The sequence below is a fragment of the Chryseobacterium hilariae genome, assembly GCF_051400735.1.
GTDB lineage: Bacteria > Bacteroidota > Bacteroidia > Flavobacteriales > Weeksellaceae > Chryseobacterium.
Window position 1 is genome coordinate 864,281 of the sequence record NZ_JBLFFJ010000001.1, and the last position, 17,512, is coordinate 881,792.

13 protein-coding genes are annotated in these 17,512 nt (G+C 38.8%); 1 reads left to right on the forward strand and 12 read right to left on the reverse strand.

All coding sequences use genetic code 11. The annotated features are described in order from the left end of the window. Window positions 1-6: 6 nt before the first annotated feature. From ACMGDK_RS04085 to ACMGDK_RS04100, 4 genes are all read right to left on the reverse strand, one after another. Window positions 7-2,865 carry a SusC/RagA family TonB-linked outer membrane protein gene (locus ACMGDK_RS04085; RefSeq protein WP_436806751.1) on the reverse strand — a complete coding sequence of 953 codons (2,859 nt, stop codon included), beginning with the start codon at window positions 2,863-2,865 and terminating at the stop codon, window positions 7-9. 79 nt (window positions 2,866-2,944) lie between these two features. Further along, window positions 2,945-4,273, reverse strand: coding sequence for a xylose isomerase (xylA, locus tag ACMGDK_RS04090; protein WP_436806752.1), 1,329 nt, complete (start codon window positions 4,271-4,273; stop codon window positions 2,945-2,947). A gap of 107 nt (window positions 4,274-4,380) precedes the next feature. Continuing rightward, entirely contained in the window at window positions 4,381-5,865 is a 1,485-nt protein-coding gene (locus ACMGDK_RS04095) for a xylulokinase (protein ID WP_436806753.1), read from the reverse strand. Between the two features lie 16 nt (window positions 5,866-5,881). Then, complete coding sequence (locus ACMGDK_RS04100; RefSeq protein WP_111952731.1) at window positions 5,882-6,607, reverse strand: NUDIX hydrolase; 726 nt, start codon at window positions 6,605-6,607, stop codon at window positions 5,882-5,884. 609 nt (window positions 6,608-7,216) lie between these two features. Between ACMGDK_RS04100 and ACMGDK_RS04105 the strand changes: the two genes are divergently transcribed. Beyond that, the gene (locus tag ACMGDK_RS04105; RefSeq protein WP_436806754.1) at window positions 7,217-8,812 is read left to right on the forward strand and encodes a sigma-54 interaction domain-containing protein; all 1,596 of its coding nucleotides are present in this window, start codon (window positions 7,217-7,219) and stop codon (window positions 8,810-8,812) included. A 20-nt stretch (window positions 8,813-8,832) separates the two neighbouring features. On the opposite strand, the gene ACMGDK_RS04110 is transcribed toward ACMGDK_RS04105, so the two are convergent. The 8 genes from ACMGDK_RS04110 to ACMGDK_RS04145 form a co-directional block, all read right to left on the reverse strand. Continuing rightward, entirely contained in the window at window positions 8,833-9,459 is a 627-nt protein-coding gene (locus tag ACMGDK_RS04110) for a TMEM175 family protein (protein ID WP_436806755.1), read from the reverse strand. 116 nt (window positions 9,460-9,575) lie between these two features. Continuing rightward, window positions 9,576-10,928: a sigma-54-dependent transcriptional regulator gene (locus tag ACMGDK_RS04115; RefSeq protein WP_436806756.1), complete on the reverse strand. Its 1,353-nt coding sequence runs from the start codon at window positions 10,926-10,928 to the stop codon at window positions 9,576-9,578. Between the two features lie 21 nt (window positions 10,929-10,949). After that, the gene (locus ACMGDK_RS04120) at window positions 10,950-13,220 is read right to left on the reverse strand and encodes a histidine kinase dimerization/phosphoacceptor domain -containing protein (RefSeq protein ID WP_436806757.1); all 2,271 of its coding nucleotides are present in this window, start codon (window positions 13,218-13,220) and stop codon (window positions 10,950-10,952) included. Between the two features lie 46 nt (window positions 13,221-13,266). Beyond that, complete coding sequence (locus ACMGDK_RS04125) at window positions 13,267-13,932, reverse strand: YoaK family protein (protein ID WP_436806758.1); 666 nt, start codon at window positions 13,930-13,932, stop codon at window positions 13,267-13,269. 6 nt (window positions 13,933-13,938) lie between these two features. Then, on the reverse strand, window positions 13,939-14,412 hold the full coding sequence (locus ACMGDK_RS04130; protein WP_436806759.1) for a Dps family protein: 474 nt from the start codon (window positions 14,410-14,412) through the stop codon (window positions 13,939-13,941). A 1-nt stretch (window position 14,413) separates the two neighbouring features. Continuing rightward, a complete protein-coding gene (locus ACMGDK_RS04135; RefSeq protein WP_436806760.1) occupies window positions 14,414-14,839 on the reverse strand; it encodes a DoxX family protein in 426 nt (141 codons plus the stop codon). Between the two features lie 12 nt (window positions 14,840-14,851). Continuing rightward, on the reverse strand, window positions 14,852-16,741 hold the full coding sequence (locus ACMGDK_RS04140; RefSeq protein WP_436806761.1) for an amidohydrolase: 1,890 nt from the start codon (window positions 16,739-16,741) through the stop codon (window positions 14,852-14,854). A gap of 5 nt (window positions 16,742-16,746) precedes the next feature. After that, entirely contained in the window at window positions 16,747-17,493 is a 747-nt protein-coding gene (locus tag ACMGDK_RS04145; RefSeq protein WP_436806762.1) for a M17 family peptidase N-terminal domain-containing protein, read from the reverse strand. Between the last annotated feature and the right edge of the window lie 19 nt (window positions 17,494-17,512).

Consider the following 17,512-nt stretch of genomic DNA (forward strand, 5'->3'; position numbering starts at 1 on the left):
TTTCTTTTAAAAGGTTAGATTTAGCCCCATCATATAGTTTCTTGTAGAAGGATTATTCGTACCAATTACCAGCTGATTGCTTTTGTATGAGTTTACAGCCTGATTTTCATTCCCTCTTGAATTCGGTTCAGGATCCATCCCTGATTCTCTGTAATAAGGAGAACCGAAAACAAATGGATTCTGTACTGTCACATACAGTCTCAGACTGCTTACGCCTAAATCATCCAGGGTATTTTTATTAAAATTGTACCCTAATGTGATGGTTCTTATTTTTACGTATGAGCCATCAAATAAACCTAAAGTTGAACCGTATTTCGGATTATCTCCGCTCATCATTCCACCTGGTTTCGGATAGCGCACGTCTGGATTTTCTTCAGTCCAGTAATCAACATCTACGTTATTTCCTCTTCCCGATAATCTGTTGAGATATCCTGAAGAGCCGTATAGTGTACTGATTAATACTCCACCCTTCTGAAATGCTCCTACTACACTAAGATCAATATTTTTATATGCTAATCTTGTATTGAAACCACCCATAAAATCCGGATTGGTATCGATAATCTGTCTGTCAGCCGGCCCGATAGCTCTGGTCGGAGTTCCGTCTGCATTGTATCCACCTGTATATAAAACTTTGATCATTCCCACATTTCCTCCAGGTTCCAATACGCTCAAATAAGGATCTCCATGCTGCCACAAACCTATATACTGGTAATCATATAATGCGTTGATATTATGACCAACAAACCATAAATTCCCCTCGTTTCTGTCAGTCCCGGAAGCTAATGCTGTAATTTTATTTCTGTTAGCATATAAATTACCACCAACTTCCCAGCTAAACCCATCAGGATTATTGAAAATAGAACCATTAAGAGATATTTCGAAACCTTTATTCTCTGATGCTCCCACGTTCTCGGTCACAGATCCCAAACCGCTGGATGAAGGCAACCCTTTACTTAACAATAACTGTTCTGTCTTCGTAACATAATATTCTACGGTACCGCTGATGATTCTGTTGAATAAAGTAAAATCTAATCCATAATTCCAGGTTTTTGAAAACTCCCAGCCCAAATTTGCATTTGAGGCTGTATTTACATAATTCCCGATGACAAATTCATTTCCAAAATTATATGGCACAGTACTTAAACTCCCAAAAGTGGTGTATGGCCCTACAGACTGGTTGGAAGTCTGTCCAAAACCAGCTCTCAGCTTAAGCGCATTGATATATTTTGAATCTTTAAGGAAGCTCTCATTGGCAATATTCCAACCCACAGAGATTGCAGGATAGGTATGCCACTGATGCCCTTTCGCTAAAACTGACGCTCCGTCTGAACGGATAGTAGCCGTAAGCATATATCGGTTATCATATTGATATAATGCTCTTCCCATGAAAGACATAAGACCTCTTTTATAATATCCCTGATTATTGGGATCAATAGTAACCTCACCTTGTGCATGGCCTAAATTAAAGTATTGAAAGGCATCGATAGGAACATCTCTCGCTGATATGTAAGAGCTGTTATATTTGGTCTGTTCCGCAGAATATAATGCCGTTGCACTAATTTTGTGTTTACCAAAAGTTCGGTCATAAGACAGGATATTTTCCAAAACCCACTGCGTCGTCAACGAGTTTCCGATTCCAGCCGAAGATTCAGTAGCAGGATTTACATTGAGTATACCGGTTCCTGTATAGGTTCCGCTATTTGAATTTCTGTAGGTAAGACCGACATTAAGCCTGTATTTAAGACCTTCAACTCCTGGTATTTTTAATTCTCCATAAAGGTTATTGTATGAACTAAAAGCATTGGTACGGTCAGCATAGGCGTCGCCTAAATTTTCAAGAATACCTCTGGTCTGGAGAGCAGTCTGATCAATGGCACTATACATGACGGTCTTAGGACTTCCATCAGCCTTATAGGGACTAACCAATGGTGAATACCCTAACATAGGAGCACCGCTAACACCATTGAAGTCATTGATAGAAAAGTTTGAGTTGGTAGAGAAGCCTATTTTTATGAACTTACTTACTTCCTGATCTAAGGAACCCCTAATAGAAAGTCTTTTATAACTTTGCAAAGGGACAACTCCATTTTGCTGAAAATACGCGACACCAAAATTGTAATTCCCTTTTTCGCTTCCTCCTGCAACCCCTATATCGTGGTTCATCATCAGTCCCACACCGTAATATTTATCCTGCCAGTCTGTATTTATATCATTGAATTCATCTTGCGCGTTGGTGAACATTTTGGCATCAGCACGTAATTTGGCAAACTTAGGCCCATCCATCACCGGATATTTAGAGAAAATAGTCTGAAATCCGGTATATCCGTTATAGGTAAATCTTGCTTTCTGACCTTTTGATCCTCTGTTTGTTGTTATTAAAATGACTCCGTTTGCACCACGTGATCCATAAATCGCTGTGGCAGAAGCATCTTTAAGAATATCCAAGCTTTTAATATCTGATGGACTGATATCACCCAGAGAGCCCACAAAAGGAATTCCATCCAATACAATCAAAGGATCGTTGGAACCGGTTAACGAACGTTCTCCCCTAATACGGATCTGTTGTACAGCGCCGGGTTTTGTAGAAGTTCTGCCAATATCAACTCCCGGAAGACGTCCTTGGATTGCATCGGTTATATTGGCCGAAGGAACTTCTTTGAGAGCAGTGCCACCCAGGGATGATACGGATCCGGTAACCGCTTCTTTTTTCTGTGTACCGTATCCGATTACAATAACTTCTTCTATCTTATTTTCTTTGGCAACAGTATCTTTTTTACTTTGAGAATAAGCTAAGCTTGACGGTAACAGCGCCATGGCGAAAAATATCGCAGCCCTGTTGGTTTTAGCAAAATGAAATCTGTTCATAATTATTATTTTTAATATTACATAAATAGAAAGGCTGTTAATAAATCCTTAGTGTTATAATGAAAGCCTTCTATAATTATTAGATATACATGTTCACGATTGCTTCAAACAATTCCTGTTTTCCGCTTTTGGTCTGGGGTTCACCCACCTCATGAGCAATTCTCTGAAGGTCTTCCAGTGTAAGATTCCCTTCTTCGAAAGCTTTTCCGTTACCGCTGTCAAAAGAAGCATAGCGCTCTGTCCGTAATTTTTTATAATCAGAGTTTTCCAGTATATCTGCAGCAACTAATAATCCTTTGGCAAAAACATCCATTCCAGAAATATGGGAGATAAATAAATCTTCCGGATCGGTAGAATTTCTTCTGATTTTCGCATCAAAATTAACTCCGCCATTTCCTAATCCTCCTGCAGGAAGAAGTACCAACCAAGCCTGAGCCAGGTCACGATAATCCACAGGGAACTGGTCTGTATCCCATCCGTTTTGGTAATCTCCCCTATTGGCATCAATACTTCCCAATAATCCTGCGTCAACTGCTACCTGAAGCTCATGCTCGAAGGTATGCCCCGCCAGGGTAGCATGATTAACTTCAATATTAAGTTTAAAATCTTTGTCTAAACCGTAATGTCTCAGGAAGCCAATCACTGTTTCAGAATCGTAATCGTACTGATGTTTAGTTGGCTCCATTGGTTTTGGCTCAATAAGGAATGTTCCCTTGAAGCCTTGACTACGGGCATAATCACGGGACATAGAAAGAAAACGGGCCAAGTGGTCTTTTTCTCTTTTCATTTCAGTATTCAGCAGACTCATATAACCTTCTCTGCCACCCCAGAACACATAGTTTTCACCACCAAGAGCAATCGTTGCATCAATAGAATTTTTCACCTGAGTTCCTGCACAGGCTACCACATCAAAATTTGGATTGGTAGAAGCTCCGTTCATGTATCTTTCATGCGTGAAAACATTGGCAGTTCCCCACAGAAGCTTGATCCCTGATTCTTTTTGCTTTTCTTTGGCATATTCCACAACAGCCTGAAGGTTCTTTTCATAGTCTTTCCAGTTATCTGCCGGAGCAACCAAGTCTACATCATGGAAACAGTAATATTGAAATCCTATTTTAGACATGAATTCAAAACCTGCATCCATTTTATGTTTAGCTCTTGAAACCGCATCATTACCGATATCCCAAGGATGGTGGATCGTTGCTCCTCCAAATGGATCGCTTCCGTCTGCACACAGGGTATGCCACCATGCCATTGCAAAACGCATCCATTCTTTCATCGGCTTTCCCATCACGATCCTATCTGCATCATAATAACGGAATGCCATAGGGTTTCTACTTTCTTTACCTTCGAATCTGATGTTTTCAATACCTGGAAAAAATGCTTTTGTTTCTGTTAAAATGTTCATATTATTTGATTTTATTTTAGTTTGTTCTTTACAATTTAATATAAGAATCCCCTGCCTGCTGATTTAATAGGTCCGCAGGTACAATGAATAGCTTCGTTGCAGGATGATTAGATGATTTCGTTAAGATGCTGTTTCCACCTTGAATATGCTTCTAAATATTGTTCTCTTTTTTCTGTTTCAGGTTCTATAACTGCTATTTTTTCGAGGGACGAAAATGCCTCTTTTGAATCTGCATAAAAACCGATTCCCATTCCGGCGGCTCTGGCAGCTCCTACCGCTCCGTCTGTGTCGTAAAGCTCAATCACTGCATTGCTCACACTGGCAAGCGACTGCCGGAAAATTGAACTTAAAAACATATTGGCGTTGCCTGCCCGGATCACCTGGATGTCCATTCCCATATTTCTCATAATATCCATTCCATATTCATATGAAAAGACAATTCCTTCCTGTGCCGCACGCAGAATATCTCCTTTTGTATGAATGTTGAAATTAATCCCGTGCATAGAACAGCTGGTATCTTTGTTTTCCAAAACTCTTTCTGCCCCGTTTCCAAAAGGGATGATGCTTAATCCTTTTGATCCTATCGGGGAAAGCGATGCCAGATCATTCATATCACCATAGGAAGACAGTGAGGTTGCAAAATTGTGCTTTAGCCAGGAATTTAAAATTCCTGTTCCGTTAATACACAGCAAAACTCCCAATCTGGTTTGCTCAGGACTGTAGTTGACATGGGCAAATGTATTTACCCGTGACAGGGTATCATATTCCAATTTATCCAGTACTCCATATACCACTCCCGAAGTGCCTGCTGTTGAAGCAATTTCTCCGGGATTGAAAACATTCAGAGAGAGCGCATTATTGGGTTGGTCTCCTGCCCTGTACGAAATTGGGGTTCCTTCTTTTAGTCCTAATTCCTGAGCTGCCGCTGCAGAAACCGTCGACTGGATACCGAAAGTAGGAATGATTTCAGGAAAAAAGCTCTTAGGAATTCCATAATAATTAATCACGTCCTCAGAAATACAGTTGTTTTTAAAGTCCCAGAATATGCCTTCAGAAAGTCCTTCAATCGTCATCCCTATTTCACCGGAAAGTCTCATGGCAATATAATCTCCCGGCAGCATTATTTTATCAATCTTTTCAAAAATTTCAGGTTCATTTTCCTTTACCCAAGCTAGTTTTGATGCTGTGAAATTTCCGGGAGAATTAAGAAGATGAGATAAACATTTCTCAGTTCCAATTTCCTGAAAAGCTTTTTCACCATAAGGTACAGCACGGCTGTCACACCAGATAATCGAAGGACGAAGCAAATTCTGGTCTTTATCGACCAGGATCAGTCCATGCATCTGCCAGGTAATACCAATGCCTTTAATATCTTCAGGATTGATTCCGGATTCATGCATCACAGATTCATGTGCCAGCTTTAGGTTCAGCCACCATTCCGCAGGGTTCTGTTCTGCCCAGCCTGGGTTGACTGCCATGATTTTCATTTCCTTTTTTGGAGAAAAGTCTGATGCAATAATTTTTCCACTGGATGCCTCAATGAGACAAACTTTAACAGAAGAACTGCCTATGTCATATCCTAGCAAATACATAATTTGAAAAGGGGATTTATTTAATTAGTTTAGTGTTGTTTTTCTTATAGATCTTGGCATCAAACCGATAGTATCTTGCTGCCCGGTGCGATACGTTTTGCTCTATCTCTTCTAAAGGAATGATATAATTAAATGATGAAATTTTTTTATGAAAATTCTTGATATCGATCTGTTTTTCACTTAAAGCGCTGTACAGCTGGTACAGCTGTCTTATGGTAAATTTTTTCGGCAGCAATTCAAAAATAATAGAAAAATCGGTCTCAATCCACCTTCTTATTTCTGTTAAAGATTCATTAATGATCTTATTATGATCAAAGGGTAATGCAGGCACCTGATCTACAGGATACCAGTCGACTGTTTCATATTTGGTGCTGTTAATTTTATGATCGATTTTACATAGAGAAAGATAGGCCACCGTAATAATCCTGTCAATATTATGCATATACTCGGTTCCCATCCACTTGATATCAATCTGATTGCTTGCGCGAAATGGATCAGCAAAGCATTTGAACTGCTTGAGAACCATTTTTTTTATTCCTGTTAACTCATGAAGAACCCTATGGGCTGCATCATCCACATCTTCATTACTGAAAATCAAGCTCCCCGGCAATTTTCTTTGCCTATCCACTGGTACATCGTCTACATGACGTTGCACAAGTAAGATATTGAGTCTGTTGTCATGGTCAAATCCAAATACTACACAATCAACAGAAACATAGGTATGAATAAAATCCTGGTTCATCTTTTATTAACATTAGCGTAACATCACAAATATAAAAATTCAATTGAGAAAAAAAAATAAAATCTACATTACATGCTATATATCAATAGATTATATATCATTTTTTTATGATAAGAATGATGTAAAAATTATGATAAGGTTATCATTAATTTTATGATTATTATTTCAGAATACCTTAATATATAGCTATTTAAATGTTAAATTGACACTTAAAAAATTAATATTTATTTTTATCTAATTTATGATAAGAAAATTTTAAATTTTATTGATATTTTTTAAAAAAGTTATAAGAAAAACGTCCATTTTCTATTTAAACTCATATAATTAAGACGTGTGTTTTTTACAATTATTTACCCTAAGAGGTGAAAAGTTATCATATCATAGGATTTTTCTATACACAATTAGGAAATTTCTAAACTTTTCAGGAGGTTTAAAAAGGGTTTTCATGATCCTTTATAAAAAACGTACAGATGATTTACTTTAAAAAGATTTACAGAGATAAACTTTTCATAAAAAAACCTGTGCTTAAAAAAGCATTATTAATTATTCTATTCTATTCCAAAATAGTACTGTTTTCTCTATCTTTATCCTTTCAATCAATAGATCTTTATGAATAAACAGTCTGATCAAAATGTTGATGTCATGAGGGCCCGACTTCAGGAAATGCAGAAGGATCATCTGGCGATTTCATCTATTAATACTGCCTTTGCCAAAGTTTTAGATAAAAAACATTTTAGTATTGCTTTAAATCAATCCTTTAAAAATGAATTTCTATATGATGACATTATGATCCTTACAGCAAGGGACCATAAGCAGCAGATTTTTTACAGCTCTTTAATTACCGGAGCGTATGATGATAGCCCTTCCGATTCACCGGATATTTGTTTTGAGCAATGCATGCAATCGCCGGAACCTGTTACTTTTTACCTTAAGGATTTCTCTGAAAGGAAAACATCAGTACCGTATTTTACCCTTGCAAAAAAACTGGGAATGCATATGGCAGTGGGATTTTGCTTACCATCTGTAGGAGATCATAAAAACGTGATTTTCCTTTTGTATAAAAATTTTACTGAATTCAATGGCCGGCTAGAAAGGTTATTGGGAGGCATCTCTACGCAGGTGTCAATTACCATCAGAAACATTCTGTTCTCGGAAATGCTGGAGACTACTCATACTTCAGCACCCGATTCTCAAAAAGATATAAAGCCTGTCAGAAAAGATGAGGCAAGAAATCAAGAAGGGTTTAACGGAATCATTGGAAATAGTGAAGCCATGCAGCATATTTATCAACAAATCTCCCAGGTAGCCTCTTCATTATCCAGTGTGATCATCTATGGCGAGACCGGAACGGGAAAAGAGCTGATAGCCCAGGCTATTCATGAGCTCTCCTCTTCGTCTCATCACTCAATGATCAGGATTAACTGTGCATCCATTCCTGCTAATCTTATAGAAAGTGAACTTTTCGGTCATGAGAAAGGCAGTTTTACGGGTGCTACGGAACAACGCAAAGGAAAATTTGAACAGGCTAATAACAGCACTATTTTCCTGGATGAAATTGGAGAGCTGCCTTTAGCTCTTCAGGGAAGATTACTGAGAGTTTTACAGGAGAGAGAGATTGAAAGAATCGGCGGGAATAACACCATTAAAGTTAATGTCAGAATTATTGCTGCCACCAACCGGATTCTGGAAAAAGAGGTTACTGAAGGGAGATTCAGGAGTGATCTGTTCTATCGTCTTAATGTTTTCCCCATTCATTTGCCTGCATTGCGGGACAGAAAAGAAGACATCCCGTTACTGGCCGATTATTTTCTAAAAAAAATCAACCTGAAAACAGGTAAAAAGATCAGTGGATTCTCTCAAAAGGTAATCCATGCAATGAGTGAAAATGCATGGCCGGGAAATATCCGTGAGCTCGAAAACATGATCGAAAGAAGTATTCTTACGGCAAAAGACAGCACGATCAGAGAAATGGATTTACCGGAGATTTTCGAACAAAAAACAGCTGATCAGGATTTTCAGATTAAAACATTACACCAGGTGGAAAAAGAACATATCCTAAAGACCGTTGAAAAATGTAAGGGACGAATTTTTGGACCACAGGGAGCGGCTTTATTATTAGGGTTACCGGCTACCACATTGATTTCAAAAATGCAAAAACTAGGAATACAGAAAGGGCATTATTTTAATGAGAGCAATGAAACTTAAAATTACCGTAAAGCCGTTAATCATTCTGATTCCTTCATATCCATCTCAATTTTTCCTGAAGATAAAGCCCAGAAGATCCACAAGCCTAAAATCATTAGTAAGGAAACCGCAGGAATCCAAAAAGAGAACATCAATGCAATGAGATAGATGGGAAAACCATAAAGGTAATTATTGCGGATTTTTTTAATCGCAGCATCCGTAATTCCCGGACGCAAAAGCTTCTTATTACGACTGGCTACAAACCATAATAAATTATAGGCAAAATTGATCAGAACAAAAATTCCCGTATATATGGCTACAACCATAGAAGATGCCTCTCCATTGAAATATCTGGCCAGCAAAGCGGTAGGATAAGAAACTGCAGAAACTAAAAAGAGAATCAGTCCGTTGGCAAACATAATAGCCGAATTACGGCTGTAGATTTGTTTGAAAATCTTATGATGGTTCACCCACATTATAAAAATGCTGAAAAAAGAAAGGATAAAGGCTAAAAATACAGGCCATTGACTCTTTATGAAGGTGAAAAGATCATTTCCGTTTTTTATTACGTGTTCTTCCGGTAAGTGAAGATCCAAAACCAGCAGTGTTACGGCAATCGCAAAAACAGCATCACTGAACCCTTCTATTCTGACGGTTTCTTTTTCCATATTGTTGGTCATTTTTTTAAGCTTAATTAGGTTGAAAATTGCATGAAAAATGCTTCACTTATCCATAAGTGACTTCAACAAGATTAAATGTGTAAATTATTTTTCTTTGTTCAGGTTTATTTATACCCCTTATCAATTCCCAGCTTCTTCATTTTAGAATAAAGTGTTTGAGGCTGCATTTTCAGTAATTCAGCAGCTCCTCCTATTCCGGAAACTTTCCCGCCGGAATTTTGCAGGGCATTCAGAATATGATCTCTTTCCATTTCCTCCATCGATTTTAACTGGCCCTGAGGTTGATCAGAAAGCTTTTCTATGATATTGGGAAGGTCAAAATTTTCAATTTCTGCTGTTTTTGCCAGGAGAACACTTCTTTCTATAAGATGCCCCAATTCTCTTATATTTCCCGGCCAGTTGTAATTATGCAGCTGATCTAAAGCTTTTGCACTTATCGAAGTAATATTTCGTCTTGAAGCTGATGCATATTTGGTCAGGAAAAAATGAGCTAGCAATTCAATATCTTCTTTTCGTTCTCTTAATGGCGGCAGTTCTATGGGGAAAACATTTAACCGGTAATATAAATCCAGCCTGAATCTTCCTTCCGCCACTTCTTTTTCTAAAGACCTGTTGGTTGCTGCAACAATCCTGACATTGACTTTAATGGTTTTATTTCCACCCAATCTTTCGATTTCTTTTTCCTGAAGCACACGCAGAAGTTTTACCTGTGAGTCTAAGGGTAATTCACCGATTTCATCCAGGAAAATAGTTCCTCCGTCTGCCTGTTCAAACTTCCCGATTCTCATGGCATTGGCTCCTGTAAAGCTTCCTTTCTCATGACCGAAAAGTTCAGATTCAATGAGAGAATGAGGCAATGCTGCACAGTTCACCACCACAATAGGCTGATCCTTTCGTTCTGAAAGTTCGTGTACAGAATGGGCTACTTTTTCTTTTCCGGTTCCGCTTTCTCCCACCACAAGTACGGAAGTATGGGTAGGTGCAACCACTCTTATTTTTTCAATAACATCCTGGAGGGAATTGCTTTTTCCGATAATTCCTTCAATGATACCATGATCACTGGTTTTCACAAACCCGCCTCCTTCCTCAATACCGAAACGGTATTTGGCAATATCAAGCATAACGATCAAATCCCGCTCCCGGAAAGGTTTTACCATAAATCCATAAGGCTGGGTTTCTTTTACCGCTTCCAGCGTTGACTGGTTGGTATTAGCCGAAATATATAGAAATGGCAGGTTGATTTCACGCAACTCCCAGGCAAGATCTATTCCTGTAAGATCGCCTTTGAGCATAATATCAAGAAGGACCCAATTGGGTTTATTTTCTGCAATTAATTTCCTGGCCTGAACTACCGAAGAGGCAATTCCGGTGATCTGGTAACCTGCTTTTATCAGCATGATCTTTAGATCATTGGCCACGATGAATTCGTCTTCTACAATTAAAATTTTTTCTTTCATTCTGATTTAAATTTCAACGTCTTATTTTGAAATATCAATTTCTGTTTTTTTCCTAAATGTGATGATGATCTTTAAACCATTTTTATTTTCCAGGAGAAAAGTTCCGTCGAGCTGGTCAGTTAATCCTCTCATGAGATTCATGCCTAGGGATTCGCTTTCATCAATGTTAAAATCTTCCGGAAGCCCTACTCCGTTGTCGGAAACAATCAATTCGAAATCGTCTTTTCCGGTACTTTTAAAAGTGACGATAACCTCTCCTTTCCGGTTTTCAGGAAATGCATATTTAACGGTATTATTGATCGCTTCGTTGACAATGAGTCCCATGGGTACAGCCTGCGAAACGTCCAGAAAAACCTTGTCAATATCCATCGTAAAGCTAACCTTCTTTTCTGATGAATAGCATTCCCTGATGTAATTGATCAACTCATAAATATACCACGACATATCTATCATTGACAGATTATCTGACTGATACAGTTTCTGATGAATCAAAGACATGGCGTGCATCCTGTGCTGGCTGTTCTGAATGGCCATTAAAGCATCTTCATTTTCCAGATACGCTGACTGTGTGTTCAAAAGGCTGATCACTATCTGCAGGTTGTTCTTTACCCTGTGATGAATTTCCTTCAGCAGCCATTCTTTTTCGGAAAGCAGTTTTTTCAGCTGCTCATTCTGTTCATCGATCTGCTTACGTTTCAGCTCAAGCGTTTTATTGGCATTACTTTTCAGTCTTGACCGGTTGTAAAGCAAGGCTGCAAAAATAATCAGCACCAGAATGCTTCCTATAAAAATGTACTTTACAAAAGTATCATTGGTAATCTGAATTTCCTGAACTTTTCCTTTCTGGGTAAGCAATTGGATGTTTTTATCTTTCTGATCTGTTTCAAACTGGATTTTCAGGCTGTTGATCTGCTTGCTTTTTTCGCCGTTAAAAACAGAATCGGAGAGTTTCTTATACAGCTGGTAATGTTCAATTGCGTCAAGATATTTTCCCCGGGCAGAATCTGCTTTAAACCAAATCAAATGATTTTCAGAACGCAGCATATCATTCCCGTTTTTTTTAGCGATTGAATCAAAAAGCTTTGCCTCACGATACATGGCATTATAATTCCCGGTCTGGTAATGATAAAAAACAAAGCTTCTCAACAGTGAAATCTGCTTGTTATTCTTCCCTCCGTTTTCACCATAATAATCCACCAGTATCTTATAATACATTTCAGCATTACTGAACTTTTTAAGAATGGTATACGTACTGAAGAGAATATAATTTTCTGTCATTTCAAATTCCTGATCTGTAATGGGATACCGGGCTTTATATTCTTTTATCATGGCAATCGCTTCCTCAAATTTCTTTTGTCTGATCAACATGGTAGAGATATTGTTGGCTACAGTACGTATGTATGAATTATCATTGCTTTTTTTTGCAATGGCTAATGCTTTTTTCCAATATTTCATGGCATCGTCATTTTGCCTCAGATAATAATAAACCATTCCTACATGGTTGCATATGGAGCTCATCTGCAAAGAATTATCATCAAGGCTCTCGGCTGTTTTTTCAGCTAAAAGCCCGTAACGTAAAGCCTCCTCGTAATCTGCTTTCTGAACTTCAGCCTGAGAAAGGAAATTATAAACACCCTGCAATTCTTTAAATTTAACCGATTGATAAACAGATAAAGCTTCTTTAAGCAATGGTATCGACTTATCCGGATTTTCCATTATGTTATACAGCTCGCCCAGATCTTTTAAAGCAGAACCCTGCTTCAGTTTTGCTCCTGAATTTTTATAAAGCATAAGAGCCTTTTCTTTAAGCTTTATTTTGATATCCATATTTTTGGGATCATTATCATACATAAAAGAAAGCTCTTCGTATCCTTCTCCTGCCTGTTCGGTCATTTTATGGGTTTCAAAATAATTGACAGCCTGTTTCATTTTTGAGAAGGCAGCCGTTTTATTTCCTCTTTCTTTATCGATCTTTGCCTCCAGAAACATTGATTTTCCTTTGTTCAGCTTATCTCCGGTTTTTATACTCAGCAGGTTTGCTTCCCTGTTAAGGATGGCCGCACTGTCGAGATCTTTTTTCACTTCTCCCTGTTTGGTTATATAAAAATCGCTCAATCTCAGCAATAAAGCTGTTTTCTGCCTATCATTCTTTGAAGTAGAGATCTGCTTTCTCAGCAGTACAGGATTTTCCCTGGTCTGAGCTCTTAATGAGATACTTAAAAACAGTAAAACCAATGAAAAATAAAATATCTTTAGTGGATTTTTATTAATAAAATAAAGGGTAAAATTCATTTTTTAAAGATAATTCATTCTCCAATTATTTACCAGTCTTTACAGACTAAATTTTACGGTGATAAAGATAGCAGATGATCATTGCCAACCCCGGTAAAGCCAGTGTTACTAGCCCGAACTGTTTCCCTGCAAAAGCCCCTAAAAAACATCCGGTCAAAAAACCTAAAATAGTAACCAGTTGTTTTTTTAAACTGGCCAGGGCATCCACATCATTAAAACCGTTTTTCATTAAATTTCCAACGTCTAAAGATGCCTGGGTGACATTTCCGGTCATCATCGTAGTGGGCCCGTGCGTTTCTTTAGCATATAATTTTCCGAAAGCATTCTGCAGTCCCATCGCAAAAACAGCGACCATAGCAACGGCATACATCATCCATTCTGTAAAAATACCGGCATAGCTCAGTATGGCTACAGTAATTCCGCTTAATAATAGCAAAAGTCCTTCGCAAAACAGAATGGTATAGTGATTCGTCACCCTGTAAGCAATCCGCCCTCCTGTGATGACCGCCAGGATAAATACGGGAAAAGTAAGCAGCTTTACCCATGCGTGAACATCGGAACCTTTCACCAACTGATAGGCAAATACAATAAAGTTTCCCGTAACGTGCGCTGAAAAAACAGCATCCGCCGATACAAAAGTCACGGTATCACAATATCCCGCGATCATGGTTAAAAGTAAGGTGACAAAGCCTATATTATTCTTTATTTCCATCCTTTTTTATTTTAAATGTGAACGCAGCATCCAAGCCATTTTTTCGTGAGTTTCCAATAATCCGGTGATATAATCGCTGGTTCCTGCATCATGAAATTCAACGGCAAAGTTTTCTATATGTTCACGAAGGTGAATCAAAATACTTTCATGATCAGAAAGAAGTTCTTTCATATAGGTGAGGCTGTCATTGGATTCCAAGTGATGCTCAGACAAATGAGTCAGGGCAAGATATTCTCTTAACGTAGCCGGCGCATAATGCCCCAATGTTCTGATTCTTTCGGCAAGATTATCGATAATCTCATCCAGCTGCCCGTATTGAGCCTCAAAAAACAGATGTTTGTTGTAGAAATCTGCTCCTTCTATGTTCCAGTGGGCTTTTTTTGTTTTGGTGTAGAGCACAAATTCATCTGCTAGTGTCTGAACCAATACCTCAGCGACTTTCGCCAAGTTTTCATTTTTTATTCCTATTGAAGTTTTCATTTTAAAGTAGATTTAATAAATAATAATCGAGTGAATATTTTCCTGCACCCAGAGCAAGAATTAACAGTAAAGACAAGGTGTACATATAAGGTAAATCCCGCACTTCGGGAGAATCTTTTCTGTGAACGATGAAATAGCCGATCGCTGTTACGCCAATTGTAGGCAATACCGCGAGTCTGGTTCCCAAACCTAAAATGATTAAAAAAGGAACAACCAAATCGGCATATGAAGCTACTAAAGCATTCATTTTTTCCGGAAGTCCGAGAGGATTCGGAATGATTTCTTTCTGCCCGTTTTCAAGCCTGAACTTTTTCAGTCCGTGAACTCTAAATAACTGAACGGCAAAGAGTACCCGGAAGATCAGAAAAGCAAAATCATTATAGGATGATCCTAAATCGGACTCAAGGATCTGTTTCAAAATTTCCATAATTTTCAATGTTTAAAAGGCAAAACAGGAGCATCCCAAAGCACCCCAGAATGAATGGTAATTATTAACAGGGACAGAACTCATTCTTGCTGCATCATGGCTGTGCTGATGTATATCGCAGCTTCCGGCACAGCTGTGCACCTGTGAAGTCAAAGGTGCTTTTAAGTCTGCTTTTGCATTTTTTTCAATATCTTTCTGTACATGTCCGCCCACAGGATAATAACCATTGTACAAATTGACCGGTGACCAGTCCGGAAGAACAGGGATGGACGGTGGTGCGAATGATGAAAACTCTCCTTTTGCATAGACAATTTTACCGTTCACAATAGTCATTTCCGATTCTATACTTTTGATTTCTTCATCTTCTATCGTAAAATAATCTTTATCAAGCACTGCCAGATCAGCAAACATTCCTACCCGGATATCTCCTTTTTTCTGCTGTTCCTGAGAAAACCATGCGCTTCCCTTGGTATACAATTCCAGGGCAACTGTTCTGTCCAGCCTTGTTTCGTGATACAGCTGAAGCCCGCCAACCGTTTTTCCCACAGTAAGCCAATACATAGACACCCAGGGATTGTAACTACTGACTCTTGTTGCGTCTGAGCCACCGCCAACAGGCACTTCCATTTCAAGCATTTTCTTTATGGGCGGAGTATTTTCTGCCGCTGCTAAACCGTAACGGTCTGTAAAGTATTCTCCCTGGTAAGCCATTCTGCTTTGGATGGCAATTCCGCCGCCGAGCATTTTTACTCTTTCAATATTTCTTTCATCAATGGTTTCAGCGTGATCAAAAATCCACGGAAGCCCGTTGAAAGGAATATCCTGGTTTACCTTTTCGAAAACATTTAAGAATCTTGTGATACTTTCATTATAAGTAGCATGAAGTCTGAAAGGCCACCGGTTTTCGATTAATAAGCGGACTACTTTTTCGAGATCAGCCTCCATATTTTCGGGAAGGTCCGGTCTCGGCTGTAAAAAATCCTCGAAATCTGCGGCAGAGAAAACCAGCATTTCCCCGGCTCCGTTATGACGGTACATATCATCACCCTGATAAAGCTTTACGGTGTCAATCCATTCGCTGAAATCTTCAAACTCATTCTTTGGCTTTTGGGTAAATAAATTATAGGCAATTCTTACCGTTAACTGCTTATTTTCATTCAGTTCATTGACCACCTGATAATCATCTGGGAAATTTTGAAAACCACCACCTGCATCTATGACACTTGTGATCCCAAACCGGTTCAGTTCTTTCATAAAATGTCTGGTAGAATTTACCTGATGTTCGTAGGATAATTTTGGACCTTTTGCCAATGTTGAATATAAAATCATTGCATTGGGTGTCGCAATAATAAGCCCTGTCGGTTCGCCATTTGAATCTCTTTCAATATGACCACCCGGAGGTGCCGGGGTATTTTTGGTAAACCCTACTGCTTTTAGTGCTGCCCTGTTCATTAATGCCCTGTCATATAAATGCAGGATAAAAACAGGAGTTTCCGGGGCAATCGCATTGATTTCTTCTAACGTAGGCATTCTTCTTTCCGCAAACTGAAATTCTGACCATCCGCCCACAACACGTACCCATTGGGGTGAAGGCGTGCGATCAACCTGCTCCTTAAGCATGCGGAGAGCGTCGGCTAGCGAAGGAACACCATCCCATCTTAATTCAAGATTATAATTCAATCCTCCCCGGATCAGGTGAATATGGGAATCATTAATTCCAGGGACGACTCTTTTCTTTTTAAGATCGATAATCTCTGTAGCTGCATCTGCAAACTGGTCTACCAACCCATCATTTCCCAGAGCAATAATTTCACCTTCCTTCATGACAACAGCTGAAATATCAGTTATTTCTTTACTGAAGCTGTGAATCTTTCCGTTATATAAAATAAGATCTGCTTTCATAGGAATTATTGGGCATTGAGTTTTGAAACAGCTTCTTTAATTCCCTCTCCTGCAACACTGAAAAACGACGGACCTGCCAGCAATATCAGTTTCTGTAACTCCATTTTTTCAGATAAATGCTGAGTATTTAAATACGACTGTGTACGGTAGGCATCAAATGCTCCTAAAACCACATTTCCTGCAACCAAAGCTGTGGGAGAATCTATTCCGGCATCTTTAATATCGCTGGCAAAAGAAACCGTTTTTACGTTCAGCCTCAAAGCTTCTCTCATTGCAACGCTTCCTACTTTTTTCATTAATCCGGCATCGAAAGAATTTCTGTCGCCCAAACCTATCAGTAACAGTTTCTTAGAGGCTAAACTTCCTTTCGGTGGCGTTATCAGTAATGTCTCCAAAGCATAGCCTTTGAACTGACCTTTTTTTCTGACTTCTGTAATGATTCCTTTTAATGCTTCATCCAGGTGAACCATTCCGTTCAGTTCGGCAGGAAGTGCGGGAGGGTTGAAAATATCACCTTCCGTATACTCGAAAACGCACGCAATCTGAAGGTCAGCTACTGCTGCAGAAGGTCCCTGTACAAGACCAACAACGGAAACCCCGTCTACTTTCCCCCACGTAGTGATGGTTCCTACCGCTGCTTTTGTTTCAGTTAATGTCTGCGCTGAAACGAACTGGATTCCTGAACTTGTAAGAATCAATGCGGCAAAAACCGCTTTGGACCAATTAAAATATTTTGATATTGAATTTTGCATAATAAATGATTTTAGTAAT

Excerpts from the sequence above, each read along its gene's own strand:
- ACMGDK_RS04085 (WP_436806751.1), bottom strand. The coding sequence starts at position 2,865 with ATGAACAGATTTCATTTTGCTAAAACCAACAGGGCTGCGATATTTTTC.
- xylA (WP_436806752.1), bottom strand. The coding sequence starts at position 4,273 with ATGAACATTTTAACAGAAACAAAAGCATTTTTTCCAGGTATTGAAAAC.
- ACMGDK_RS04095 (WP_436806753.1), bottom strand. The coding sequence starts at position 5,865 with ATGTATTTGCTAGGATATGACATAGGCAGTTCTTCTGTTAAAGTTTGT.
- ACMGDK_RS04100 (WP_111952731.1), bottom strand. The coding sequence starts at position 6,607 with ATGAACCAGGATTTTATTCATACCTATGTTTCTGTTGATTGTGTAGTA.
- ACMGDK_RS04105 (WP_436806754.1), top strand. The coding sequence starts at position 7,217 with ATGAATAAACAGTCTGATCAAAATGTTGATGTCATGAGGGCCCGACTT.
- ACMGDK_RS04110 (WP_436806755.1), bottom strand. The coding sequence starts at position 9,459 with ATGGAAAAAGAAACCGTCAGAATAGAAGGGTTCAGTGATGCTGTTTTT.
- ACMGDK_RS04115 (WP_436806756.1), bottom strand. The coding sequence starts at position 10,928 with ATGAAAGAAAAAATTTTAATTGTAGAAGACGAATTCATCGTGGCCAAT.
- ACMGDK_RS04120 (WP_436806757.1), bottom strand. The coding sequence starts at position 13,220 with ATGAATTTTACCCTTTATTTTATTAATAAAAATCCACTAAAGATATTT.
- ACMGDK_RS04125 (WP_436806758.1), bottom strand. The coding sequence starts at position 13,932 with ATGGAAATAAAGAATAATATAGGCTTTGTCACCTTACTTTTAACCATG.
- ACMGDK_RS04130 (WP_436806759.1), bottom strand. The coding sequence starts at position 14,412 with ATGAAAACTTCAATAGGAATAAAAAATGAAAACTTGGCGAAAGTCGCT.
- ACMGDK_RS04135 (WP_436806760.1), bottom strand. The coding sequence starts at position 14,839 with ATGGAAATTTTGAAACAGATCCTTGAGTCCGATTTAGGATCATCCTAT.
- ACMGDK_RS04140 (WP_436806761.1), bottom strand. The coding sequence starts at position 16,741 with ATGAAAGCAGATCTTATTTTATATAACGGAAAGATTCACAGCTTCAGT.
- ACMGDK_RS04145 (WP_436806762.1), bottom strand. The coding sequence starts at position 17,493 with ATGCAAAATTCAATATCAAAATATTTTAATTGGTCCAAAGCGGTTTTT.